This is a genomic window from Microbacterium sp. NPDC077663 (assembly GCF_044542795.1).
GTDB lineage: Bacteria > Actinomycetota > Actinomycetes > Actinomycetales > Microbacteriaceae > Microbacterium.
Genome location: NZ_JBITVE010000001.1, coordinates 911,732 through 935,695, shown reverse-complemented (window position 1 = coordinate 935,695; position 23,964 = coordinate 911,732). Strand labels below are relative to the sequence as shown.

31 protein-coding genes are annotated in these 23,964 nt (G+C 68.8%); 6 read left to right on the top strand and 25 right to left on the bottom strand.

Translation table 11 applies throughout. The features are described from left to right. The first annotated feature begins 149 nt into the window (after positions 1–149). Positions 150–1,223 carry an AI-2E family transporter gene (locus tag ACIGEP_RS04575; RefSeq protein WP_396661015.1) on the top strand — a complete coding sequence of 358 codons (1,074 nt, stop codon included), beginning with the start codon at positions 150–152 and terminating at the stop codon, positions 1,221–1,223. Here the strand turns inward: ACIGEP_RS04575 and ACIGEP_RS04570 are convergent, their stop codons facing one another. The 8 genes from ACIGEP_RS04570 to rpsB all read right to left on the bottom strand — a co-directional run bounded on the left by ACIGEP_RS04570 (position 1,224) and on the right by rpsB (position 7,064). Further along, complete coding sequence (locus ACIGEP_RS04570) at positions 1,224–1,505, bottom strand: hypothetical protein (protein ID WP_396660430.1); 282 nt, start codon at positions 1,503–1,505, stop codon at positions 1,224–1,226. It abuts the gene before it with no gap. Positions 1,506–1,508: 3 nt separating this feature from the next. Beyond that, positions 1,509–2,216, bottom strand: coding sequence for a transglycosylase SLT domain-containing protein (locus tag ACIGEP_RS04565; RefSeq protein WP_396660429.1), 708 nt, complete (start codon positions 2,214–2,216; stop codon positions 1,509–1,511). 44 nt (positions 2,217–2,260) lie between these two features. After that, positions 2,261–2,818, bottom strand: coding sequence for a DivIVA domain-containing protein (locus ACIGEP_RS04560; RefSeq protein WP_396660428.1), 558 nt, complete (start codon positions 2,816–2,818; stop codon positions 2,261–2,263). Then, entirely contained in the window at positions 2,815–3,846 is a 1,032-nt protein-coding gene (locus tag ACIGEP_RS04555) for a phosphatidate cytidylyltransferase (protein ID WP_396660427.1), read from the bottom strand. Before ACIGEP_RS04555 ends, ACIGEP_RS04560 begins: the two co-directional genes overlap by 4 nt. 7 nt (positions 3,847–3,853) lie before the next feature. Further along, positions 3,854–4,408: a ribosome recycling factor gene (frr, locus tag ACIGEP_RS04550; RefSeq protein ID WP_366220424.1), complete on the bottom strand. Its 555-nt coding sequence runs from the start codon at positions 4,406–4,408 to the stop codon at positions 3,854–3,856. Between the two features lie 55 nt (positions 4,409–4,463). Beyond that, positions 4,464–5,183, bottom strand: a complete 720-nt coding sequence (gene pyrH / locus ACIGEP_RS04545; protein ID WP_396660426.1) for a UMP kinase — start codon at positions 5,181–5,183, stop codon at positions 4,464–4,466. A gap of 87 nt (positions 5,184–5,270) precedes the next feature. Beyond that, a complete protein-coding gene (gene tsf, locus ACIGEP_RS04540; RefSeq protein WP_396660425.1) occupies positions 5,271–6,098 on the bottom strand; it encodes a translation elongation factor Ts in 828 nt (275 codons plus the stop codon). A gap of 78 nt (positions 6,099–6,176) precedes the next feature. After that, a complete protein-coding gene (gene rpsB, locus ACIGEP_RS04535; RefSeq protein ID WP_396660424.1) occupies positions 6,177–7,064 on the bottom strand; it encodes a 30S ribosomal protein S2 in 888 nt (295 codons plus the stop codon). Positions 7,065–7,351: 287 nt separating this feature from the next. Between rpsB and ACIGEP_RS04530 the strand changes: the two genes are divergently transcribed. Continuing rightward, a complete protein-coding gene (locus ACIGEP_RS04530; protein WP_396660423.1) occupies positions 7,352–7,849 on the top strand; it encodes a murein hydrolase activator EnvC family protein in 498 nt (165 codons plus the stop codon). 28 nt (positions 7,850–7,877) lie between these two features. Here the strand turns inward: ACIGEP_RS04530 and ACIGEP_RS04525 are convergent, their stop codons facing one another. From ACIGEP_RS04525 to rpsP, 13 genes are all read right to left on the bottom strand, one after another. Next, complete coding sequence (locus tag ACIGEP_RS04525) at positions 7,878–8,777, bottom strand: tyrosine recombinase (RefSeq protein WP_396660422.1); 900 nt, start codon at positions 8,775–8,777, stop codon at positions 7,878–7,880. A 67-nt stretch (positions 8,778–8,844) separates the two neighbouring features. Continuing rightward, entirely contained in the window at positions 8,845–10,014 is a 1,170-nt protein-coding gene (gene dprA / locus ACIGEP_RS04520; RefSeq protein WP_396660421.1) for a DNA-processing protein DprA, read from the bottom strand. Further along, on the bottom strand, positions 10,008–11,534 hold the full coding sequence (locus ACIGEP_RS04515; RefSeq protein WP_396660420.1) for a YifB family Mg chelatase-like AAA ATPase: 1,527 nt from the start codon (positions 11,532–11,534) through the stop codon (positions 10,008–10,010). The genes dprA and ACIGEP_RS04515 overlap by 7 nt, the downstream gene beginning before the upstream one ends. Next, positions 11,531–11,893, bottom strand: a complete 363-nt coding sequence (locus tag ACIGEP_RS04510; protein ID WP_396660419.1) for a YraN family protein — start codon at positions 11,891–11,893, stop codon at positions 11,531–11,533. The genes ACIGEP_RS04515 and ACIGEP_RS04510 overlap by 4 nt, the downstream gene beginning before the upstream one ends. 91 nt (positions 11,894–11,984) lie before the next feature. After that, positions 11,985–12,308 (bottom strand): DUF2469 family protein, encoded by a 324-nt coding sequence (locus ACIGEP_RS04505; protein WP_036309185.1) that lies wholly within the window; start codon positions 12,306–12,308, stop codon positions 11,985–11,987. Positions 12,309–12,347: 39 nt separating this feature from the next. Continuing rightward, complete coding sequence (locus ACIGEP_RS04500) at positions 12,348–13,007, bottom strand: ribonuclease HII (protein ID WP_396660418.1); 660 nt, start codon at positions 13,005–13,007, stop codon at positions 12,348–12,350. Beyond that, positions 13,007–13,744, bottom strand: a complete 738-nt coding sequence (gene lepB / locus ACIGEP_RS04495; RefSeq protein WP_396660417.1) for a signal peptidase I — start codon at positions 13,742–13,744, stop codon at positions 13,007–13,009. Before lepB ends, ACIGEP_RS04500 begins: the two co-directional genes overlap by 1 nt. 134 nt (positions 13,745–13,878) lie before the next feature. Further along, positions 13,879–14,226, bottom strand: a complete 348-nt coding sequence (rplS, locus tag ACIGEP_RS04490) for a 50S ribosomal protein L19 (protein WP_064002469.1) — start codon at positions 14,224–14,226, stop codon at positions 13,879–13,881. A 171-nt stretch (positions 14,227–14,397) separates the two neighbouring features. Beyond that, positions 14,398–14,856 (bottom strand): MFS transporter permease, encoded by a 459-nt coding sequence (locus tag ACIGEP_RS04485; protein ID WP_396660416.1) that lies wholly within the window; start codon positions 14,854–14,856, stop codon positions 14,398–14,400. Positions 14,857–14,904: 48 nt separating this feature from the next. After that, on the bottom strand, positions 14,905–15,612 hold the full coding sequence (trmD, locus tag ACIGEP_RS04480; RefSeq protein ID WP_396660415.1) for a tRNA (guanosine(37)-N1)-methyltransferase TrmD: 708 nt from the start codon (positions 15,610–15,612) through the stop codon (positions 14,905–14,907). A gap of 1 nt (position 15,613) precedes the next feature. Beyond that, a complete protein-coding gene (gene rimM / locus ACIGEP_RS04475) occupies positions 15,614–16,216 on the bottom strand; it encodes a ribosome maturation factor RimM (protein ID WP_396660414.1) in 603 nt (200 codons plus the stop codon). 1 nt (position 16,217) lies between these two features. Beyond that, complete coding sequence (locus ACIGEP_RS04470; protein ID WP_396660413.1) at positions 16,218–16,448, bottom strand: RNA-binding protein; 231 nt, start codon at positions 16,446–16,448, stop codon at positions 16,218–16,220. Between the two features lie 4 nt (positions 16,449–16,452). Then, positions 16,453–16,866 (bottom strand): 30S ribosomal protein S16, encoded by a 414-nt coding sequence (rpsP, locus tag ACIGEP_RS04465; RefSeq protein ID WP_396660412.1) that lies wholly within the window; start codon positions 16,864–16,866, stop codon positions 16,453–16,455. A 186-nt stretch (positions 16,867–17,052) separates the two neighbouring features. On the opposite strand from rpsP, the gene ACIGEP_RS04460 reads away from it, so the two are divergent. Continuing rightward, complete coding sequence (locus ACIGEP_RS04460) at positions 17,053–18,210, top strand: glutamate--cysteine ligase (RefSeq protein WP_396660411.1); 1,158 nt, start codon at positions 17,053–17,055, stop codon at positions 18,208–18,210. A gap of 3 nt (positions 18,211–18,213) precedes the next feature. Here the strand turns inward: ACIGEP_RS04460 and ffh are convergent, their stop codons facing one another. Continuing rightward, positions 18,214–19,764 carry a signal recognition particle protein gene (gene ffh, locus ACIGEP_RS04455; protein WP_396660410.1) on the bottom strand — a complete coding sequence of 517 codons (1,551 nt, stop codon included), beginning with the start codon at positions 19,762–19,764 and terminating at the stop codon, positions 18,214–18,216. A gap of 12 nt (positions 19,765–19,776) precedes the next feature. Further along, complete coding sequence (locus ACIGEP_RS04450) at positions 19,777–20,355, bottom strand: TetR/AcrR family transcriptional regulator (protein WP_396660409.1); 579 nt, start codon at positions 20,353–20,355, stop codon at positions 19,777–19,779. A 74-nt stretch (positions 20,356–20,429) separates the two neighbouring features. On the opposite strand from ACIGEP_RS04450, the gene lipB reads away from it, so the two are divergent. The 3 genes from lipB (at position 20,430) to ACIGEP_RS04435 (ending at position 22,528) form a co-directional block, all read left to right on the top strand. Then, entirely contained in the window at positions 20,430–21,071 is a 642-nt protein-coding gene (lipB, locus tag ACIGEP_RS04445; RefSeq protein WP_396660408.1) for a lipoyl(octanoyl) transferase LipB, read from the top strand. Continuing rightward, positions 21,068–22,066 carry a lipoyl synthase gene (lipA, locus tag ACIGEP_RS04440; protein ID WP_396660407.1) on the top strand — a complete coding sequence of 333 codons (999 nt, stop codon included), beginning with the start codon at positions 21,068–21,070 and terminating at the stop codon, positions 22,064–22,066. Before lipB ends, lipA begins: the two co-directional genes overlap by 4 nt. A gap of 123 nt (positions 22,067–22,189) precedes the next feature. Then, entirely contained in the window at positions 22,190–22,528 is a 339-nt protein-coding gene (locus ACIGEP_RS04435) for a hypothetical protein (RefSeq protein WP_396660406.1), read from the top strand. 7 nt (positions 22,529–22,535) lie between these two features. Here the strand turns inward: ACIGEP_RS04435 and ACIGEP_RS04430 are convergent, their stop codons facing one another. Then, complete coding sequence (locus ACIGEP_RS04430) at positions 22,536–23,036, bottom strand: DUF2004 domain-containing protein (protein ID WP_396660405.1); 501 nt, start codon at positions 23,034–23,036, stop codon at positions 22,536–22,538. Positions 23,037–23,080: 44 nt separating this feature from the next. Continuing rightward, positions 23,081–23,953 carry a signal recognition particle-docking protein FtsY gene (gene ftsY, locus ACIGEP_RS04425; RefSeq protein WP_396660404.1) on the bottom strand — a complete coding sequence of 291 codons (873 nt, stop codon included), beginning with the start codon at positions 23,951–23,953 and terminating at the stop codon, positions 23,081–23,083. Positions 23,954–23,964: the final 11 nt, after the last annotated feature.

Sequence of the window (23,964 nt, the reverse complement as noted above, 5' to 3'; positions counted from 1 at the left end):
CGCCCTCCTCCAGCCGGCATCGGGGTGCGCGGCCGATCATTCGACATTCCAGCCTAGCGAACGGCGCTGGCAAACGCGTGGGAGGGCGTCGCTCCCGCACCGCAGCGCCTCCGCGAACTAGGGTGAGTGCAGACCTGGGAAAGGGCACCGTGAAGATCCAGCATCCGTTCCGCACCGCGCTGATCGCCACCCTCGGCGTGGGTGTCGGCATCCTCATCCTCACCGGCGTGCAGACGTTGTCGACCGTGCTCCTCTACATCGGAACCGCGCTCTTCCTCGCACTGGGTCTCGACCCCGTCGTCTCTTTCTTCGAGCGGCGAGGCCTCCCGCGCTGGGGGGCACTGCTGGCGACCTTCGCGGCTCTCCTGGCGGTCGCGACCGCTCTCGTCCTCATCGTCGTCCCGGTGCTCGTCGACCAGATCGCCAAGCTCGTCCAGCAGATCCAGACGCTCGTGCAGAGCGCGATCGACCAGGAGTGGAACCCGGTGACGGTCGCCCGCGACTGGTTGTCGCACACGTTCCCGCTCCTGCAGGTCGACATGGTGTTGGGCTACGTCAACGACTGGTGGAACGGTCTCGACTTCGCGGACATCGGCGCCTCCCTCGGCACCGGGCTGCTGTCCTTCGGCGCGGGCATCGTCGCCACGGCGACGGGCACCATCATCGTCCTCATCCTGACGATCTACTTCACCGCCTCGATGCGCTCCCTCAAGCGGTCGGTCTATCAGCTCGCGCCGGCATCCAAGCGGGAGCGCTTCGTCGACCTCTCCGAGCAGATCACCGCGTCGGTCGGCTACTACGTCATGGGCCAGGTCGTCCTCGGAGCCATCAACGGCATCCTCAGTGCGATCTTCCTCACGATCATCAAGGCGCCGTTCCCGGCCGTGCTGGCCGTCATCGCCTTCTTCTTCTCTCTGATCCCGCTCGTCGGCACTCTGACGGGCTCGGCCATCATCGTCCTCGCCTGCCTCGGCCTCGCATCGCCGCTGACCGCCCTCGTCGCGCTCATCTGGTATCTCGTCTACATGCAGGTGGAGGCCTACTTCCTCTCCCCGAGGATCATGAGCCGCGCGGTGTCGGTGCCGGGCGCCGTCGTCGTGATCGCCGCCCTGGCCGGCGGCTCGCTGCTCGGCCTCCTGGGCGCGCTGATCGCCATCCCGGTCGCTGCGAGCATCTTGATCATCTACCGTCAGGTGCTGATCCCCCGCCAGAACGAACTCTGATCAGGCGATCCGCCAGCACGCCGTGTGCCAATGGCGGCGCGCCGCCAGATCCGCGGCATCCCCCAGCACCCCGTCCGCACGCCAGACCACCACGTGGGCGGTGCCGGAGGGGACCGTGCGACCGCATCCCGGACAGATGTAGTCCTTCTGCGCCTGCGGGGCGGATACGGGCTGCACCGTCCACTCCACGCCGCGACGCTGCTCAGTGCGCTTCCAGCCCGCGAGCAGGCGATCGAACGACGGGTCGGGACCGGTGGGCTTTCGCCGGTTGGAGCGCGGCACGGCTCAGTACCAGCCCGAGCGCTGCGACTTCCCCCAGGCGCCGCACGGGGTGCCGTAGCGACCCTGGATGTACCCCAGGCCCCAGGTGATCTGCGTCGCGGGATTGGTCTCCCAGTCCGAGCCGACCGAGGACATCTTCCGCCCAGGCATGGCCTGAGGGATGCCGTACGCACCGCTCGAGGAGTTGTACGCGTTCACGCGCCAACCCGATTCCTTCTTCCACAGCGCGACGAGGCACGCGAACTCCGAGTCGCCCCAGCCGCGGGCAGTGACCATGTCGTACGCGATGGCCTGAGCGCTTCCGGGGTTCGGCGAGACGAACGGCGGCGACCAGGACGAGGACCGCGACGAGGACGACGATCTGCTCTGCGTCGGGGTGGGGGTCGGGGTGGGGGTGACGTAGACCGTGTACTCGCTCGCACGCTCCAGCTCGGCGACGGGAGCGTCTCCCGCCTGATAGCGCTGCGCATCCTCGACCGCCGACGCGTACAGCGACAGCGGATCGAGTTCGGTGGCCTCGGCCGGGTTCGGGAAGGAGACCAGCGGCACGAGCGTCGCGGCGACGAAACCCGCCGTGGTCAGCACCGAGAACGCGGCCAGGACACCGCGACGGCGAGACCAGCGGGACGCCCCGGCAGGGCGCCCGGAGCGCCGGACGGTCTGCGTCGCGACGCCGGCGCGCGAAGGGAGGATCTCGTTGCCGGTAGTCACAGTGCCCCGATCATATCGGGCGTCGCGAGCGGCTCGCCACGCCGTCAACCGACCGACTGCATGACATCGACGACGGCATCGAGGACGGCATCCACCTGCGCCTCGTCGTACCCCCGCAGCTGCATGCGGAAGGCCACCGAGCGGACTTGCTCGATCGTGAGGCCCTCCCCGGATTCGAGGTAGCGCGCGACCCTGCCGGCGACGAGGTCCACCTCGTCGACACGGTAGCCGAAACAAAGGATCGACACCCGACGGAAGCGGTGCCGGGGCTTCCGCGACAACCGGTCGAGGATCTCCTGCGCGAGCGCGCGGGACGCGCCGACCCACGCACGTGCACCGCGCTGCGTCATCGCCGTCGCGCGCTCCCGCTGCGCGAAGGCGTCTTCGATGCGCGCCAGGGCGGCATCGACCGCCTCGATCGCGTAGCCCTCGCGTTCGAGGGGGAACGCGACAGCGCGGACGTCGGCGGAGGTGAGTCGGGCCTCGTCGGATTCAAAGGCGGCCCGTGCCGACGTGAGGAAGTCGTCCACGGCGCGGGGCGCATACCCCTTCCGGCGTCCGGTCGTCGTCGGGAAGGCGGCGGGTGAGGTCAGATCGGTCATGCCAGTCCGCTCAAGGGGGTCAGGAGGATATACAGGGCGAGGCCCGGGACCAGCGACGGGAGGATCGAATCGAGGCGATCGAGCACTCCCCCGTGACCGGGCAGGAACGAGCTCATGTCCTTGATCCCGAGATCGCGCTTGATCAGCGACTCGCCCAGATCGCCCACGGTCGCCGATACGAGGATCGCGAGGCCGAGCACGAGCCCCGCCCACAGCGGAAGCTGCAGCATGAGCACACCGAGGAGGCCGCCGGCGATGAGACTGACGACGACTGCTCCTGCGAAGCCTTCCCACGTCTTGTTCGGGCTGATGCGCGGCGCCATCGGATGCCGACCGAGGGCGACGCCGCTGGCGTAGGCGCCGGTGTCCACCGAGACGGCGATGGCGAGGACCGCGAGCAGCCACAGCTCGCCGTGATCCTGACGGAGGATGACCAGAGCGAGACTGCCGTGGAACACGACGTAGACCTGGACCAGGCCGCTCGCGAGGACGTCGGTGACGACCTCGCCGTACCGACGGCCGTCTCCTGCCGCCATCTGTGCGATGAGACGCCACACCACGACGAGGACGACGGCGGCGAACAGGACGAACCACTGGGTCAGATACCCGACGAACGCCGCGCCGAGGACCAGCGCACCGCCGGTGAGTTGTGCAGGGAGATCGACCCGGCGCCCCGACGCCTGCAGCGCACGGGTGAACTCGAACGCCCCGAGCAGGCACAGCGGCACCGCGAACGCGATGAACGCCCACTTCCAGAACAGGAGCGACCCGAGAACGACCGCACCGATCGCGAGGCCGATGAGGGTGGCCATGATGAGGTTGCGGCCCGAGCGCGCGTTGATGCGGTCGTTGGCCTCCTCGAACTCGACCCGGGCGCGTTCGATCTGACTCTCGAACTCGCTGCGCGCCGCCCGTACGTGGGACTGGAAGGACGACGGGTCGCCCGACACCTGTCCGGCACGCTTCAGATCGGATCGGCTCGGGGGCGTATCCGGTCCGACCGCGCTCCCCGATGCGTCTTCGGCCATGGCGCTCTCAGACCTCGAGGAGTTCTGCCTCTTTGCGCTTCAAGGCGTCGTCGATGAGCTCGACGTGCGTCTTGGTCACGGCGTCGAGCTCCTTCTCCGCGCGAGCGAGGTCATCGTCGCTCACCTCGCCCTTGAGCGCGTCGAGCTCGTCCTTCGACTTGCGACGGATGCCGCGCACGTGCACCTTCGCGTCCTCCGCCTTGCTCTTGACGAGCTTGACGTACTCCTTGCGGCGGTCGGCGGTCAGCTCGGGCATCGTCACGCGGACGATGTTGCCGTCGTTGGTCGGGTTCGCGCCGAGGTTCGGCATGTCGCGGATGGCCTGTTCGATGGCCTTGAGCGCCGACTTGTCGTAGGGCGTGATCACCAGCGTGCGCGCCTCCGGCGCGTTCAGCGATGCGAGCTGAGCCAGCGGCGTCGGAGTGCCGTAGTACTCGACCTGGACCTTCTGGAAGAGCTGAGGGTTCGCCCGTCCGGTGCGGACGGTCGAGAAGTCCTCCTTGGCGGCCTCCACGGCACGGTCCATGCGGGTCTTCGTGTCGGCCAGGATGTCGGCGATCACGGTCTCTCCATTCGTCGGTACGTCCGATCCAGTCTAGTCGGCGGTGCCCCGTGTCTCAGACGCTGACGAGGGTGCCGATCGATTCTCCGAGGAGAGCGCGGGTGACGTTCCCGCTCGGCTCCATGCCGAACACGCGCATGTCCATCCCGTTGTCCATGCACAGGCTGAAGGCCGTCGAATCGACGACCTTGAGGCCGCGCTGGAGTGCGTCGCGGTAGGTGATGGTGTCGAGCTTCTCGGCCGAGGCATCCGTCCTCGGGTCGGCCGTGTACACGCCGTCCACCCCGTTCTTGGCCACGAGCACCTCGACGGCGCCGATCTCGAGCGCGCGCTGGGCAGCGACGGTGTCGGTCGAGAAGTACGGCAGTCCGGCACCGGCCCCGAAGATCACCACGCGTCCCTTCTCGAGGTGCCGCTCCGCACGGCGGGGAATGTACGGCTCGGCGACCTGGGTCATCGAGATCGCGGACTGCACGCGCGTGGCGGCACCGGCCTGCTCGAGGAAGTCCTGCAGGGCCAGCGCGTTCATCACGGTGCCCAGCATGCCCATGTAGTCGGCGCGCCCGCGGTCCATGCCGCGCTGGCTCAGCTCGGCACCGCGGAAGAAGTTGCCGCCGCCGACAACCACGGCGACCTCGACCCGGTCCACGGCCGCGGCGATCTCCTGGGCGATCTGGCTGACGACGTCGGGGTTAACGCCGAGCTGACCTGCGCCGAACGCCTCGCCGGACAGCTTCAGAAGGACGCGGCGGCGTCCGGTGTTCTCGTCGATCACGCGGGGGATCCTCTCATCTAGGGGAGACTATCGAACGGCATGGAAAAGGGGTTCGCATCTTGCGATGCGAACCCCTTTCTCATGTGCTTACGCGCCGACCTTGAAGCGGGCGAAGCCGGTGACCGTGATCCCGGCGTCGGACGCGACCTTCGCGACGGACAGCTTGTTGTCCTTCGCGTAGTCCTGGTCGAGCAGGGCGACCTGCTTGAAGAACGCGTTGACGCGGCCCTCGACGATCTTCGGGAGGGCAGCCTCAGGCTTGCCCTCGTTCCGGGAGATCTCGGTGACGATCTCGCGCTCCTTCTCGACATCCGCCTCGGGGACCTCGTCGCGCGACAGGTACGTCGGGTTCGCGAACGAGATGTGCTGGGCGATCGAGCGAGCGGTCTCGGCATCGTCGCCCGAGTAGGCGACGACGACGCCGACCTGCGGGGGCAGGTCCTTGCTGGTCTTGTGCAGGTACACCTGGAAGGCGTCGCCCGAGAGCGTACGTACGCGGCGCAGCTCGACCTTCTCGCCGATGATGGCTGCTTCGTCCGAGATGAGGTCGGCGACGGTCTTGCCACCGGCGTCGGCCGCGAGGGCCTCCTCGGCGGAGTCGGCGCCCGCCGCAGCGGCGGCGTCGAGGACCTTCTCGGACAGGGCGATGAAGCGGTCGTTCTTCGCGACGAAGTCGGTCTCGGTGTTCAGCTCGATGAGCGTGACCGTGCCGTCCTGCTCCTTCGCGGCGACGAGCCCCTCGCTCGTGGAGCGGTCGGCACGCTTCGCGTTGCCCTTCGCGCCCTTGAGGCGGAGGATCTCAACGGCCTTCTCGAGGTCGCCGTCGGCCTCCTCGAGCGCCTTCTTCGTGTCGACCATTCCCGTGCCGAGCTGCTCGCGCAGCGCCTTGATGTCGGCGATGGTGAAGTTTGCCATGGGTGGCGGCTCCTCAGTAGTTGGGTGGTTGTTTCCCGGTGCCTGTGCCCCGCGAGTGGCGGGGCACAGGCGGGAAGGTCACTCGGCGGGCTTCGCCTCGGTGGTCTCCTCGGCAGCGGGGGCCTCGGCGGTCTCCTCCGCGGCGGGAGCCTCGGTGGACTCCTCCGCGGCGGGAGCCTCGGCCGGCGCCTCAGCCTGCTCGGCAGGAGCGGACTCGAGGAGCTCGCGCTCCCAGTCGGCCAGCGGCTCGGCCTCGGCCGACTCGTCGGTCGGGTTGTGGCGCTGGATCAGACCCTCGGCGGCGGCGTCGGCGATGATGCGCGTCAGCAGGCTGACCGAACGGATCGCGTCGTCGTTGCCCGGGATCGGGAACTGGAACTCGTCCGGGTCGGCGTTGGTGTCGAGGATGCCGATGACGGGGATGCCGAGCTTCTTGGCCTCGTCGATGGCGAGGTGCTCGCGCTTGGCGTCGACGACCCAGATGGCCGACGGCGTCTTCTGCAGGTTGCGGATGCCGCCGAGCGACTTGTGGAGCTTGTCGAGCTCGCGCTTCTTGAGGAGCAGTTCCTTCTTCGTGAAGCCGCTCTCGGCGGGGTTCTCGAAGTCGAGCTCCTCGAGCTCCTTCATGCGCGCGAGGCGCTTGGAGACCGTCGAGAAGTTGGTGAGGAGGCCACCCAGCCAGCGCTGGTTGACGAAGGGCTGGCCGACACGAGTGGCCTGCTCCGCGATGATCTCCTGCGCCTGCTTCTTGGTGCCGACGAAGAGGATCGTGCCGCCGTGGGCGACCGTCTCGCGCACGTACTCGTACGCCTTGTCGATGTACCCGAGCGACTGCTGCAGGTCGATGATGTGGATGCCGCTGCGCTCGGTGAGGATGAAGCGCTTGACCTTCGGGTTCCACCGGCGGGTCTGGTGTCCGAAGTGGACGCCGCTGTCGAGCAGCTGGCGAATGGTGACGACGGCCATGGCCGTTCTCCTGTTCGTTGTGGTTGATCGCGCCGGACGGATGGTCTCGGCGAGCCTGGTGCCCGGCACGAACCCGCTCCTGGAGGAGACCGTTGGGTGGGATGCCGCGATGTCGACCGACGGCGTCGGTCGAGCCGCTGTGGGCACGCGTAGTCACCCCGGCGAGCGAGGTGCTCCCCCAGCATAGCAAGAACGCGGCCTCCTCCCCCGCAGACCCGGGCCTGCGATCCGTCCCCCGACCGTCCCGGGACGGCGCGACGGTCGAGGCGGTGGGTCACGATCGGCACATGCCCTCGTCCCGACGAATGATCCTTGCCACCGTCGCCGCTGCAGCGCTGGTCCTCCTCACTCCGGTCCCCGTGGATGCAGCCGCGGGCGACCGTCCGGAGTGGCGGCTTCCGGCGACCGGTGCGAGCGTCATCGCGGCCTTCGAGGCGCCCGCGCACGAGTATGCCGCCGGTCACCGCGGCGTCGACCTCGCACCCGTCGACGGCGCGATCGTCGCGCCTGCGGCCGGCGTCGTCGCCTTCGCGGGGACCGTGGTCGATCGCGGCATCGTCACGATCGACCACGGTGGGGGCTGGGTGACCAGCGTCGAGCCGATCATTGCCTCGGTCGCCGTCGGAGACGTCGTCGCGGCGGGAGAAGTGATCGGATCGCTGTCCACGGGCGGGCACGCGGCACCGGGGACTCTCCACGTCGGAGTGAGGCTCGACGGTGAGTACGTGAACCCTCTCGTGCTGCTCGGCCGGGTCCCGCGTGCGGTCCTGTTGCCCTGCTGCTGAAGCCCTGCTGACCTGACCTGACCTGGCCTCAGGCTCGGGGGTGGGCCAGTCGGTAGGCGGCGGTGAGCCTCTCGGTGGAGACGTGCGTGTAGATCTGCGTCGTCCCGAGGCTCGCATGACCGAGCATCTCCTGGACCGCCCGGAGATCGGCTCCCCCGTCGAGCAGGTGCGTCGCGGCGGAGTGGCGGAGCGCGTGGGGACCCACGGCATCGGTCCCGATCGCCGGACCGATGGCGCGTCGGACGACGTCGTAGGCCGTCCGGACCCCGAGCCGGCCGCCCCGGGCACCGAGAAACAGCGCCGGCGTGCTGCCCGCGCCGAGAAGACTCGGCCGGCCCCGCACCAGCCAGGCGTCCACCGCGCGCGCCGCGGGGGCGCCGAAGGGGACGACGCGTTCCTTTCCTCCCTTGCCGAAGACTCGGACGGTCGCGGCGTGACGATCGAGCGAGCCCAGATCGAGCGCGCAGGCCTCCGACACCCGCAGTGCGGCACCGTAGAGGACCTCGAGGAGTGCGGCGTCGCGGAGGGCGATCGGGTCTCCCGTCTCATCGGCGTCGCTCCGCCGAGCGTTCAGCACGGTGTCGAGCGCGGGGGCTGCAGCGACGGTCGGAAGCGTGCGGCCGCGTTTGGGGGTCACGAGTCTGAGGGTCGGATCATCCGTACGCAGCTGCTCCAGCACCGACCACCCGAAGAAGCCGCGCACCGACGCGGTGCGGCGCGCGAGACTTGCACGGGAGATGCCCCGCTGTGTGGCCGACCAGAGCCACTCCCGGAGGTTCTCGACGTCCACGTCGGAAACGTCGAGGTCCCCGCTGACGGCGACGAGGTCGGCGAGATCGGCGCGGTACGCCCGCACGGTCGCGGGCGACAGTCGGCGCACCTTCGCGATGTGCTCGGTGTAGCGCTCCACCGCTTCGGACATCCGCATGCATCAAGGATGCCCCTCCGGAGGCCGTCGCGCCGTGAGGCGTGCGGAAGACCGGGCCGGACGCGGATCAGCGCCCCCTCGGTCCGCGCCGCCAACCGTCCGGCGATCGTCGCGCTCGGCCGTCGATCTCGAGGAGCGCCAGGAGTCCTCGCGCCTCGCCGGGCGCGAACCCGGCGAGGCGCGCGATGTCGTCGGTCGATCGAGGACTGCGGGAACTCAGGGCGTCCAGGATCCGGGTGGAGTCATCCACGCGATCCGCGTCCGCGCGCAGGTCGGCGCTGTCGAGCGCCAGGAGCTCTCGCGCCTCGCCGGCCGTGGTGATGCACCGCGCGTCGTACTCCCGGAGAAGCCGGTGACAACCGGCCGACGCGGCGCTCGTGACAGGACCGGGCACCGCGCCGAGGGGCCGCCCGAGCGATGCCGCGTGTCCCGCCGTGTTGAGGGACCCGCTGCGCCACCCCGCTTCGACGACCACCGTCGCGCCGGCGAGGGCAGCGATCAATCGGTTCCTCTGCAGGAAACGCCACTTCGTCGGAGCGGTCCCGCACGGGACTTCGGCCACTACGGCGCCGGGACCCGATGATATGCGGGCCAGCAACTCAGCGTGACCAGCGGGGTAGGCGCGGTCGATTCCTCCCGCGAGGACGGCAACGGTCTCGCCTCCTGCGGCAAGCGAGGCCCGATGAGCGATGCCGTCGATCCCGTACGCCCCACCCGAGACGATGACAACTCCGGTGCGGGCGAGCTGGGTGGCGAGCTCGGCCGTCACGTGCTCGCCGTACGCGGTCGATGCTCGCGCGCCCACGATGGCGAGTACCGCTCGCTCCGGTCGGAGGGCGTCGAGCGACCCTCGCACCCACAGCGCACGCGGCCCGTGGACGCCGAGACCGTCCACCGCGGCCGGCCAGCCCGCACCGCCCGGCACCACCAGCTGCGCGCGGACGCGCCGCGCACGATCGACCGCGTCGTCGATGGACTCCGACCGGGCTCGCCAACGCTGTCGTCCCGCTTCGAGTGCGGCCGACGTGGATCCGCCCGCACCGCTCGCGACCTCCAGCGCCTCGACGGGACCCATCTCCGCGATGAGGGAGCCGGCCACGCCGTCGCCGGGCTCGGTCAGACATGACCACACGGCATGCGCGTGATGCGCGGCGAGGGTGTCGGCATCCGACAGGACGTCGTCGGCGACGAGACCCTTTAGCCGCGCGCGCTGGCGCTCCGTACTCGCGATCAGCACGACGACGCCCCGCGTTTGAGGAACAACGCCCCGCCGATGTCGAGTCCGTCGGGACAATCGCGCCCCGCCAGATCGGCGAGGGTCCACGCGACGCGGAGGACCCGGTCGTACCCGCGGAGGGTGAGCGAGCCACGGTGCAGGGCGTCGTCCAGCGGCCGGGTCGTCTGCGGGGTGAGTCGGAGCGGACCCGATCGCAGCCAGGAGCCGTCGACCTCACTGTTCGTCGTCCACGGCGTGTCGACGAGCCGGCGCCGGGCCCGTTCCCGCGCGTCGATGACCCGCTCACGCGCCGCGGCACTCGTGACCTCCGGAGCCACGCCCTGCGTCGCCGACACCCGCTGCAGACCCAGCTCGATGTCGATGCGGTCGATCAGCGGCCCGGACAGGCGCCCGAGGTAACGGCGGATGGCGAGGGACGGGCAGATGCACGCGCCGCCGGGGATGCCGTAGTTGCCGCACGGGCACGGGTTTGTCGCGACGACCAGCTGGATGCGCGCAGGAAGGACGGCGCGGAATCCCACGCGGTGGATCTCGATCCGTCCCGACTCGAGGGGCTGACGCAGGGCGTCGAGCGCGTGTCCGCTGAACTCCCCCGCCTCATCGAGGAAGAGCACCCCGCCGCTCGCTCGCGCGATGGCACCGGGCTGCAGAGTGCGGCTGCCGCCTCCCACCAGCGCTACGGCGGAAGCGGTGTGATGAGGCGCTTCGAAGGGAGGCCGACGACGCAGTGCGGTCACGGGGAGACCGGCCAAGGAGCGGATCGAGGCGACCTGCAGGGCCGTCGGATCATCGAGATCGGGGAGCAATCCGGGCAGGCGCCGAGCGAGCATCGTCTTGCCCGCTCCCGGCGGACCGCTCATGAGCAGATGATGGCCGCCGGCCGCTGCGACGATCAGCGCCTCGACCGCCTCGGTCTGACCGATCACGTCCGCCAGGTCGGGCGATTCCTCACCTTCTGCGGAACCGATCGCGGGTGCGGGAACCGGCTCGGTGACGACATCCGGGACGTCGAGTCCGTGCGCGCGGGCGACGTCACGCAGACAGACGGCTCCCCTCACGTCGATCCCGTCGACCAGTTCGGCCTCGGGCAGGTTGCCGTGAGGCACGATGACCCGCCGGAAGCCCGCTCGGGCCGCGGCGATGACGGCGGGCAGCACCCCGACGACGGGACGCAAGCGGCCGTCCAGACCCAGCTCCCCCAGGTGCACCGTCTCTGCGAGCGATCGTCGGTCCAGCGGTGCTTCCGTTGCGACCGCGGCGATCGCGACGGCGACATCCAGGGCGGACCCGCGCTTGGGCAGGTTCGCGGGTGAGAGATTCACGGTGACGTGGCGCCGCGGCAACGGCAGGTCGCTGTTCGCGCAGGCGTTGTGGACGCGTTGTTGAGCTTCGCCGATGGCCTTGTCGGCGAGCCCGATGATCGAGAAGCCGGGTACTTGATTGGAGAGGTCGGCCTCGACCTCGACGATGTCGCCGACCAACCCCGTGAGGACGACCGACCACGTGCGGCCGAGGCTCATCGCAGATCCTCGAGATGTTCGAGCACCGCGGTGTCGGGGTCCGCGCCCGTGATCCCGATGACGTCCAGGCGCAGGCGTCGGCCGCGAGCCGCGTCGGGATGCGCCACGATCCACGCGGCGGCCAATCCCCACAATCGATCGCGCTTGCGCGCGTGGACGGCGGAGAACGGGTGTCCGAACCACTCCCCCCGACGGGTCTTCACCTCGACGACCACCAGATCGTCGCCGCGCGCGGCGACGATGTCGATCTCACCGCTGTGTGTGCGCCAGTTCCGGTCGAGGATCCGGTAGCCGCTGGAACGCAGATGCCTCTCAGCGCGTTCCTCTCCGGCGCGGCCCAAGTCGTCTTTCGCTGCCATGAGGCCACAATGACCGCCGTGTGCGGTTCATCCGTCGCGCACGCTGCGCCTGGTGGAGAGCCTCCGCGGGTCGAGGCCTGGGGAGAAGGACTCAGCCGTCGAGCGAGAGCTCTTCCGGCAACTGGAAGTCGCGGCGCTGCAGCTCCTCCACGTTGACATCCTTGAAGGTGAGGACCCGCACCGACTTCACGAAGCGGTCTGCGCGGTAGATGTCCCACACCCAGACGTCGTTCATCGAGATCTCGAAGTAGAAGTCGTGCTCGGTGTCCCGACGGACGACGTTGACCTCGTTGGCGAGGTAGAACCGCCGCTCGGTCTCGATCACGTACTGGAACTGACCGACGACGTCGCGGTACTCCTTGTACAGAGCCAGCTCGAGTTCGCGGTCGTAGTCCTCGAAGACTTCGTCATCCATGGTGATTCCATCCTAGGCGGGCGGCCGTCGACCTCGGACCTAGAACAGGGTCGGCGCCGCCGCGATCGCCCACGACGAACGATGATGACCGCTGAGGCCGTGCTGCTCGATGGCGCCGCGGTGCTCCGCGCTGGCGTATCCCTTGTTGCGGACCCACCCGTACACCGGCGCCTCCGTGTCCAACGTGGTCATGTGGTCGTCCCGCGCCACTTTGGCGATGACGGATGCCGCCGACGCCGACGCGCAGTCCCGGTCCGCCTTGATGATCGGCAGCACGCCGCGGCCGACCGGCGCGACGGGGGTGATGTAGTCGTGATTGCCGTCCAGGACGACGAGGGCGTCGGAGATGTCGATTCCCTGCGTGCGGAGATCCTCGATGGCGCGCACCGCGGCAAGACCCAGCGCGCGCATGATGCCGATCTGATCGATCTCCGCTGCCGAGGCCCATCCCACCGCGTGCGCGGGCACCCACGCGCGAGCCCGTTCAGCGATGCCGGCGCGGCGGGGCTCGATGATCAGCTTCGAGTCCCGCAGGCCCTGCGGTACGCTACGACGACTTAAGGCGGCATCCGCTGCCACCGCCCCGACGGCGACCGGACCCGCCAATGCGCCCCGGCCGACCTCGTCGCACGCGATGATCAGGGGGTGCTCGCGCAGCAACCTCCGCTCGAGGGAGAGCGTCGGTGCGATCACCGCCATCACGGCGCCGGCACCCCACGGAAGACGTCGTGATGCGAGTCGATCAGACCGAATCGGTCGAACGGCCAGGTGATGAGGAACGCGCGTCCGACGATGTTGTCCATCGGGACGAATCCGTGACCGGGCTGCTCCTGTTGATACCGCGAGTCCTGCGAATTGTCACGATTGTCGCCGAGCACCCAGATCGAGCCTTCGGGGACGGTCACGTCGTAGTCGAACTCATCGGGTGCGGATTGCGAGGGGCCCAGATCCAGATAGGGCGTCTCGTCGATCGGCACGTCGTTGACCGTGACCTGCCCGAGCGCATTGCAGCAGACGACGTGGTCGCCGGGCAGACCGATGATGCGCTTGATGAGGTGATCGTCGCTGTCCGAGGCCGTCAGCCCCACCAGCGACCCCAGCCAGTCCAGCGCCGCCGTCAACGGCGGCTGCGGCGGCTCGTACGTCGCCGGCAGCCAGCCACCCGGATCCCGGAAGACGACGACATCGCCCCGGTCGTAGCCGTTGAAGCGCGGCGTCAGCTCGTCCACGAGGATCCGATCCCCCTCCAGCAGGGTCCGCTCCATCGATCCCGAGGGGATGTAGAACGACCGCACGAGGAACGTCTTCACCAGGAACGACACCAGGATCGCGACCAGCAGGATCACCAACACGTCTCGGATGAAGGGCCACGGTCCGCGCCTGCGGGGGGAACGCGCGTCGGTGCCGAGCGTCGGCGACGAAGAGTCGGTGGTCATACTGTCCTTCACCGGTGCCGGGGTTCGGCGACCATCCACCAGCGTCGCACATGACGCGGGCGCGCGGCCTCGAAACACCCGGGAACGACGGATGCCCCGGGACCAGGTCCCGGGGCATCCGTCGAAGAGCACGATCAGTTGTCGCGCTTCTCCTTGATCTTGGCCTTCTTGCCGCGCAGCTCGCGCAGGTAGTACAGCTTCGCGCGACGGACGTCACCGCGCGTGACGACCTCGATGTGGTCGATCACCGGGCTGTGGACCGGGAAGGTGCGCTCCACGCCCACCTGGAAGCTGATCTTGCGGACGGTGAAGGTCTCGCGGACGCCGTCACCCGAGCGACCGATGACGACACCCTGGAACACCTGGATGCGCGAACGGTTGCCTTCGGTGATGTTGACGTGCACCTTGACGGTGTCGCCGGCGTTGAAGACGGGGATGTCGGAGCGCAGCGAGGCTGCGTCGACGGAGTCGAGGATCTGCATGATCGTCACTTCCTGCGACCGCCTCAGGTCGATCGCGAGAGTAAGAGGAGAAAGGATGCGGTACCCGTCGAAGCCGATACGGCTCCGAACTCCCCCGAGGCAGAGAACTGTCAGGGCACAAAGGGTCATTCTGCCATGGATGCGGACCGCGGCCAAACCACGGTCGCCCGCTCACCTGAGCGGGTCTCGTCGCTCCTCGACCACCACGACGCTGTCCGACGTCTGCGCCGGCGCCGTGTACCGGCGGAGGATCACGGAGGGTCGCGCCTCTTGGAACAGCTGCCGAAGTGAGAGCCAGAAGACGGCCAGGTACACGATGGTGGCCGCGATCAGCAGCGGCCAGAACCACGCCTCCGAGAAGAAGCCCACCGCGATGGTCAGGACATGCCACGCACCGACCCCGCCCACGTCCCACCACGACACCGAGCGGGTGTGCCGCACGGTGCCGCGCGAGCGGATCAGCAGCGTGAGCACGAGCTGGCCGATCAGGACGGACGGGATCGCGATGATCAGGACCCAGGCGAGTGCCCAGCCACCGGCATCCGAGACGATCCATCCGATGATCAGCCACACCGGCAGAATGACCGCGCTCGGCAGGAGCCAGAAGAAGAATCCACGACGCAGGGGCATCCTCCGATGCTACGCCGCCCGAGGTCCGGGGTGATCTCCGTCAGCTGATCACTCGCTGAGCAGGTCCGGCCGACGCAGACGCGTCCGCTCGACTTGCTGGCCCCGCCGCCAGTCCGCGACACGCCCGTGGTGTCCGCTCAGCAGGACGTCCGGGACGTCGTAACCGCGCCAGGACGCCGGCTTCGTGTAGGAGGGGTACTCGAGGAGGCCGTCCTCGTGCGACTCCTCGACGAGGCTCTCGGGGTTTCCGACCACGCCCGGGACCAGGCGCCCCACGGCCTCGATCATGGCCATCGCCGCGACCTCACCGCCGTTGAGCACGTAGTCCCCGAGACTGACGAGACGCACTCGTCCGATCGTCGAGGCGTACGCGAAGACGCGCTCGTCGATGCCTTCGTAGCGTCCGCACCCGAAGACGATGTGCTGCTCCGCGCTCCACTCGCGCGCGACGGACTGGGTGAACCGTTCCCCAGCCGGCGACGGGAACACGAAGAGCGGCCCGGATGCGGCATCCTCGCCGCCCTCCTGCTCGGCCGCGATGGCATCGAGCGATTGCGCCCACGGTTCGGGCTTCATGACCATGCCCGCGCCGCCGCCGTAGGGCGTGTCGTCGACAGTCCGATGCCGGTCCGTCGTGTGATCGCGCAGGTCGTGGACGCGGATGTCCAGGAGGCCCGCACCCCGGGCGCGCCCGAGGAGGGAGACTTCGAGGACGTCAAAGAAGGCCGGGAAGATGGTGACGACGTCGATGCGCACGTCAGGACCCGGAGGCGTCCTCGTCGCCGCTCTCGGAAGGAGTGTCCTCGTCGGCGGGAAGGTCCTCGAACAGGCCGGCGGGCGGGGTCACGACGAGGCGACCCGCGGCCATGTCGACCTCGGGGACGATGGCCTTGACGAAGGGGACGAGCACCTCTCGGTCCGTCCCTACCAGCTGTACGCCGAGCAGATCCTGCGCGGGGAAGTGATCCACACGGGTCACACGTCCGACGACGGCTCCGTCGCGGACGACGTCCAGACCCACCAGCTGGTGGTCGTACCAGGCGTCTTCTTCGACGACGGGAGTCGTGGCGTCCTGATCGATCCAGAGGATCGCGCGGACGATGGATTCAGCCGCCGTCCGATCGTCGATCCCGTCGAGGAAGACGACGGGGTGCGAATTCATCCACTTGAACTCGCGGACCGTGACGGTCTTGCCGTGCCACGGAGACGACTCCGGCACCTGCAGGATGAACTCGGCCCCGGGCGTGAAGCGGCCGTCGGGGTCGTCGGTGTAGAGCTCCAGCTTCAGCGCGCCCTTGAGACCGTGCGCCTTGACGAGGCGCCCGACACGGAGCTGCGTCCGGGCCGACTTCGCCGACACGTCAGTCGTCCGAGACGTCGACGCGGACGCGGTTACCGTCGGCAAGAGCGGAGATGAGGGTACGCAGGGCCTTCGCCGTGCGTCCGCCGCGCCCGATCACACGACCCCGGTCGTCGGGGTGCACACGAACCTCGAGCACCTCGCCGCGAGGCGACGTGCTGGAGGCGATGGTGACGTCGTCCGGGTGATCGACGATCCCCTTGACGATGTGTTCGAGCGCGGCGGCCAGCAAGGTCTTACTCGGACTCGGTCGCGTCGTCGGCGGCCGCGGCCTCGGCGGCAGGCGCCTCGGCCTTCTTCTCCGCCTTGGGCTTGATGACCGACTTCTTCGAGGAGTCGAGCTCGAACGGCGCCTTCGGCTCGGCCGTCTTCACGGTCGAGACGGCGTCCTTGTCACCCTTGAACTTGCCCCAGTCGCCAGTCAGCTTGAGGATGGCGGCGACCTGCTCGGTCGGCTGAGCGCCGACGGACAGCCAGTACTGGGCACGCTCCGAGTCGACCTCGATGAACGAGGGCTGCTCGGTCGGGTGGTACTTACCGATCTCCTCGATGACGCGACCGTCGCGCTTGGTGCGCGAGTCGGCGACGACGATGCGGTAGTAGGGCGCACGGATCTTGCCGAGACGCTTCAGACGGATCTTGACAGCCACAATTCTCCTGAATGGTGTTGTGAATGATGATGAACGTCGCCTGGAGCGTGGGGTGCACACCCGGCGGGAGCTCTGCGGTGGACCTCCGAGCCGGATAGAGGGTCGGGCAAGGCGGTCCAACCGTCCATTCTGCCAGATGCGGAAGGATGCCGCGAACCGCCGGACGGGCGTGACACACTGGGCCGCATGACGGTGACCTTCGCCACATCCGCTCGTTCGACCGTCGGGATCGAGTGGGAGCTCATGCTGGCCGATCGTTCGACCGGTGACCTGGTTCCCGCCGCACCGAGCATCCTCGACCGGATCGAGGAGCAGACGCGTCACGAACGGCACACCGTGACGGGCGAACTGCTCACCAACACGATCGAAGTCACCAGCGGCGTCGGCGACACCGTCGCCGCCGCGGTCGACGACATCGCCGACGCGATCGACCTCATCCGGACGGTGACCGATCCCCGGGACATCGAGCTGCTGTGCGCCGGGAGCCATCCGTTCGCCCGCTGGTACGACCAGGAGGTGACCGACAAGACGCGCTACCACACGCTCATCGAGCGGACGCAGTGGTGGGGTCGGAACATGATGATCTGGGGCATCCACGTCCACGTGGGCGTCGAGGACGTCTCGAAGGTGTTCCCGATGATCAACGCGCTCTCGGCGTATCTCCCCCACCTGCAGGCGCTGTCCGCCTCGAGCCCGTTCTGGGCGGGGGAACGTACCGGATACGCCTCGAACCGTGCGCTCGTCTTCCAGCAGCTCCCCACAGCGGGTCTGCCCTGGCCGCTCGAGTCCTGGTCGGAGTACGAGGCCTACCTCGATGACATGGTGCGCACCGGTGTCATGGCCGATGCCACCGAGGTCCGCTGGGACATCCGACCTGCGCCGCGGTGGGGAACGATCGAGATCCGCGCATGCGACGGCATGTCGACCCTTCCCGAACTCGCCGCCGTCGCGGCGCTCGTCCAGGTACTGGCCGAGCACTTCTCCCGCATGCTCGACGAAGGCCGTGCGCTCCCCACCATCCAGCCGTGGTTCGTCCGCGAGAACAAGTGGCGCGCCGCGCGCTACGGCTTGGATGCCGAGATCATCGTCGACCGTGACGGCGCGCAGCGTCCGGTGGCCGACCACCTCCGCGAGGTCACAGAGGCGCTCTCACCCCTCGCCGCCGAACTGCACTGCGCGAAGGAGTTCGCCGGCGTCACCCAGATCCTCGACCAGGGCGCGAGCTACGAGCGTCAGATCCGCGTCGCCGACGCCGCCGACGGCGACCTGCGCGAGGTCGTCCACCACCTGATCCGCGAGTTCCGGGGTGGCCCCACGCTGCGCGAGATCGTGTCGGTCGGCTGACCCTCAGCCCTTGCCGAAGAGTTTCTGGATCTCGGCGAGATCCGCCTCGGTCGGCTGCGGTGCGCCGCCGAGTCCGAAGCCCGACCCCGACGGCGCGGAGTTCCCGGCTGCAAGCCCGGCATTCTCGGCGGCCCGCTTCGCGGGGTTGCCCGAACGCGAGCCGCTGCTGCTCTTCTGCTTCTTCCCGCGCTTGCTGGAAGCGCCCGGCTTCCCGCCGATCGCGCCCATCCCCGGCATGGAGGGGACGCCGCCGCGTGCGACGGTCTTCATCATCTTCGCGGCCTGGTCGAAGCGCTGCACGAGCTGATTGACATCGGTGACGGTCATGCCCGAGCCGCGGGCGATCCGGAGTCGGCGCGAGCCGTTCAGGACCTTCGGATTACGACGCTCCCCGGGCGTCATCGAGCGGATGATCGCCTCGGTCCGATCGATCTCGCGCTCGTCGAAGCTCTCGATCTGCTGCTTCATCTGACCCATGCCGGGCAGCATCCCGAGCATCTTCTTCATCGAGCCCATCTTGCGCACCTGCTGCAGCTGCTCGAGGAAGTCCTCCAGCGTGAACTGCTCGGTCGCGAGCTTGTGTGCGACCCGCTGCGCCTCTTCCTCGTCGAACGCGTGCTGCGCCTGCTCGATGAGGGTGAGGATGTCGCCGAGGTCGAGGATGCGACTCGCCATGCGGTCAGGGTGGAATGCCTCGAGGTCATCCAGTCCTTCACCGGTCGACGCGAAGATGATCGGGCGACCGGTCACCGACGCCACGGACAGCGCCGCGCCGCCGCGAGCGTCTCCGTCGAGCTTGGAGAGCACGACACCGGTGAAGTCGACGCCGTCCTGGAAGGCCTTCGCCGTGTTGACGGCATCCTGGCCGATCATCGCGTCGATGACGAAGAGGACCTCATCGGGGTCGGTCGCCTTGCGGATGTTCGCGGCCTGCTTCATGAGTTCCGCATCGACGCCCAGACGTCCCGCGGTGTCGATGATGACGGTGTCGTACTGCTGACGTCGGGCGTACTCGACACCCTCGCGGGCGACCTTCACGGGATCGCCGACGCCGTTGCCGGGCTCGGGCGCGAAGATCGCGGCTCCGGCGCGCTCGGCGACCACGGTGAGCTGATTGACCGCGTTCGGGCGCTGCAGGTCGCACGCGACGAGGAGGGGCGTGTGACCGTCCTTCTCAAGCTGCTTCGCGAGCTTTCCGGCGAAGGTGGTCTTTCCGGATCCCTGGAGACCCGCGAGCATGATGACGGTGGGCGGCTGTTTCGCGAACTGGAGGCGGCGCTGCTCGCCGCCGAGGATCGCCACCAGCTCTTCGTTCACGATCTGCACGACCTGCTGTGCCGGGTTGAGTGCTCGGTTCACCTCGTCGCCGAGTGCCCGCTCGCGCACCTTGCCGGTGAAGTCCTTCACGACCTGGAGCGCGACATCCGCGTCGAGGAGCGCGCGTCGGATCTCTCGCACGGTCCCGTCGATGTCGGCGGGCGAGAGCTTGCCCTTCGTGCGGAGGTTGCGGAAGGTCTCGGTGAGACGATCGGAGAGCGTGCCGAAGGTAGCCATGATGGCTCGAGTTTAGTCGAGACCGGCCGCGTCCCCGGCTCCCGCGGGAAGGGTGACGGCGGCGACCCGCAAGGCGCCGGCGAGTTCGTCGGACAGCGCGGCGCGCCCGGGACCGCCCCGCGCCCACCGCTCGATCGCGATCATGACGGCACCCGCGTGCGCCGCTGCGGCCACGGCGGCGACAACGGGTGGCGCGCCGGCGTGGAGGAGGGACGCGCGGACGGACTGCGCGATCCGCGCCTGACGCACCGCCGCGGCACGTTCGAGCTCCTCCTGCACACCCATCGCCTCGGCGTGCACGAGCGCCAGCGCGAGACTGTCCGGCGCGAAGCCGTCGCAGAGGTCCCTCACGCCGGCAACCGGATCGGCCAGGGGGGTGCGGGCGCGGAGGCGCTCGATCCTCTCGTCGAGGGACGACCAGAGGATCGCCTCCTTCGACTCGAAGTAGTTGAAGAAGCTGGAGCGGCTGACCCCTGCGCGTGCCGCGATGTCGGTCACGGACGTCGCGTGGTACCCGCGCTCCAGGAACAGTTCGCATGCGGCCTCGGAGAGCACCTCGCGCGAGGAGGCGCGGGGACGGCCTGTCGTCATGCGGAAATCCTATCCTCGGCGTATTGTTGCACGCAGTCCAACAACGCAACGGCACATCGCAGCGAGGAGCTCGCGTGATCGACATCCGCACCGTCGGCACGGCGCCGGCATTCATTCCCTACCAGGAGGGATGGGAGCTTCAGCGCGAGCTCCACGCCGAGATCGTCGCAGGCACGCGCCGCGACACCCTCCTCCTCCTGGAGCATGAAGCGGTCTTCACTGCGGGAGCGCGCACCGCGCGGCACGAGCGCCCCACGGACGGAACGCCGGTCGTCGATGTGGACCGCGGCGGCAAGATCACCTGGCATGGGCCGGGACAGCTCGTCGGCTACCCCTTGGTCCGTCTCCCGGAGCCCGTCGACGTCGTGGCGCACGTGCGGCGCCTCGAGGATCTCCTCATCGACGTCGCCCGGACCGTGGGCGTCGCGGGTGTTCGTGTCGATGGGCGCAGCGGTGTCTGGGTCGACGAGGGCGGCGTGCTCGCGAAGGTGGCCGCCATCGGCGTCCGTGTGCAGCGGGGTGTCACCATGCACGGCTTCGCGCTGAACTGCGACAACTCGCTGGAACCTTTCGCGCGGATCATCCCCTGCGGGATCTCGGACGCCGGGGTCACCACGCTGAGCACCGCCGCGCGTCGCCGGATCTCCCCCGCCGGCATCCTTCCTGCTGTCGCCGCGGCGTTCGCGGCCGAATATGGAGACGAGGTCGCCGCATGAGCTCTTCCGCCTCCCCTGAGGGTCGTCGGATGCTGCGGTTGGAGGTCCGCAACGCGCAGACCCCCATCGAACGCAAGCCGGAATGGATCCGGACGAAAGCCAAGATGGGCCCCGAGTACCGGGAGTTGCAGGGTCTCGTGAAGGATGAGGGGCTGCACACGGTCTGCCAGGAGGCCGGATGCCCCAACATCTTCGAGTGTTGGGAAGATCGCGAGGCGACCTTCCTGATCGGAGGCTCGCAGTGCACGAGGCGATGCGACTTCTGTCAGATCGACACCGGCAAGCCTGCCGACTACGACACCGATGAGCCGCGACGGGTCGCCGAGAGCGTGACGCGCATGCGCCTGCGCTACGCGACGGTGACCTGCGTCGCGCGCGACGATCTTCCGGATGGTGGTGCGTGGCTCAACGCCGAGACGGTGCGCCGCATCCACGCCGACAATCCCGGGACCGGCGTGGAGTTGCTGGCGACGGACTTCAACGGCGATCCGGCCCTCCTCGATGTCGTCTTCGACTCACGCCCCGAGGTGTTCGCCCACAACGTCGAGACGGTCCCCCGGATCTTCAAGCGGATCCGCCCGGCGTTCCGTTACGACCGTTCTCTGGGCGTGCTCACGCGGGCAAGGGATGCGGGCCTCATCACCAAGTCGAATCTCATCCTGGGAATGGGTGAGGAGCGTGCTGAAGTCGATGAGGCTCTGCGCGACCTGTATGCCGCGGGGACCGACATCATCACCCTCACGCAGTACCTGCGACCGACGCCGCGGCATCTGCCCGTCGCCCGCTGGGTGACGCCGCAGGAGTTCGTCGAGCTGCGAGAGCTCGCGGAGTCGATCGGGTTCCTCGGTGTCCTTGCAGGGCCGCTCGTGCGCTCGTCGTATCGTGCCGGCCGGCTGTGGGCACGGTCGATGCGGTCGAAGGGCCGCCAGATCCCTCCCGAGCTCGCCCATCTCGCCGACGAGGCGGATGTCGAAGGTTTCGCCCAGGCCGTCTGAAGGCTCCTCCCCAGGGGGCGACGCACAGCGCCTCTCCCCCGCCGCGATGGACGGCGGCCGAGACGCCACGGCACGCTCCTACGTTCGGGACACCGGATCTCCCGGCCCGATCGAAGGAGCCACATGCGTACCTCAGTCCCGCTCGCCACCGCACTCGGGGCGGCCGCCGCCCTCGCCGCCCTGCTGCCCCACACCGCGACCGCACCGAACCCGACCGGCGTTCCCGAGCCCGCACCCGACACCGTCGTCGCCGTCACCGGTGACGCTGAGAACGGATTCGAGATCAGCTACTACGACGGGTCAGCCGAGTACCCGCCCACGGACTCCGAAGCGCTCGCCGAGTGCGGGGAGTACGACACGCGCGTCGAGCGGGTGCGGTGCCGAGCAGAGGTGCGCACCTGGTACCGGGACCTCGCGGTCTTGCGGGACGCGATCGACTGGGCACACGCCTCTCGCGGCTGACGGGTCGTCAGTCGGCGCTGGTCACCGATTGGACGTCACCCGACACGTCGAGGTTCACGAGGAGGACATCGTCGGTCGAATCGGGGTCGAGCGCGTACTCGAGCACGGCGAACGGGTCCTTGCCGCCGTGTTCGTCGGCAAGGATCGTCATGCTCATCAGCTGCAGAGACCGGATGACGTCCATGTGCGTGTCACCGGACACGTCCACGAGCAGGTCCTCGAGGTCCTCGCCGAGCATCTCCTGCTGCTGGAGGATGAACTCGGTGACCTCGCTCGTGCGGTCGTCCAGTTCCGAGACCATCGCGTTCCGTGCCCGGAGATCGATGGTCTCCAGGGCGGCGATCATCGCAGCCGCCACGTCCAGCGCATCGATCGAGACGTCGTCCTGGTCGGGCGCAGTCAGATCGACGGTCACCCGCTGATCACCGAAGTCCACGACCTCCGACCAGAAGATCGACCCGTCGGGTCCGGACTCGAGGAGTCCGAAGTAGTCGTGCTCGATCGCCATGCCTCAATGAAACCAGCCTTGGAGGTCGCGCGCGACCGCCTGAGTCAATCGACGAGCGCGGAGGCGAAGACGTGGGGGGTGAATCCCGTCAGATCGCCGATGCCCTCGCCCTGCCCGAGGAGTTTCACCGGGATGCCCGTGCGCTCCTGCACGGCGAGGACGAAGCCGCCACGCGCCGAGCCGTCGAGCTTGGTCAGCACGAGTCCGGTGACACCCGCGTGCTCGAGGAACGCCTCCGCCTGCATGACGCCGTTCTGACCCGTGGTCGCGTCGAGCACGAGCAGGACCTCGCTGATGGGGGCCTGCTTCTCGATGACGCGCCGGATCTTGGTGAGCTCGTCCATCAGCCCGCCCTTGGTGTGCAGGCGGCCTGCGGTGTCGACGAGGACGATCTCGGTTCCGGTGCGGATAGCGTGCTCGATCGTCTGGAACGCAACGGATGCCGGGTCCTGCCCCTCGTGCTGCGGGCGGACGATCGCCGCGCCGCCGCGCTCCGCCCACGTGGCGAGCTGGTCGACGGCCGCCGCCCGGAAGGTGTCGGCCGCGCCCACGACCACCGACCGACCGAAGCGGCGCAGGTAGTTCGCGAACTTCCCGATCGTCGTCGTCTTGCCGACGCCGTTGACCCCGACGACGAGGACCACCGCGGGGCGCTCGGTCAGCCGGAGGGTCGTGTCGAACTTCGCGAAGTGCTCTTCGAGCGTTTCGCGCAGCATCCGCTGGAGATCTTTCGGGTCTGTCGTGCGGAAGCGCTCGACCTTTTCGCGCAGTTCATCGACGATGCGCTCGGTGATGTCGGGGCCGAAGTCCGCGGTGAGCAGAGCCGTCTCGAGGTCCTCCCACGTGCTGTCGTCGATCGTCGGCTTGACGAACATGCCGCGCAACGCGCGACCGAGGGACCAGGAGCTCTCCGCCATGGTCCCAGGCT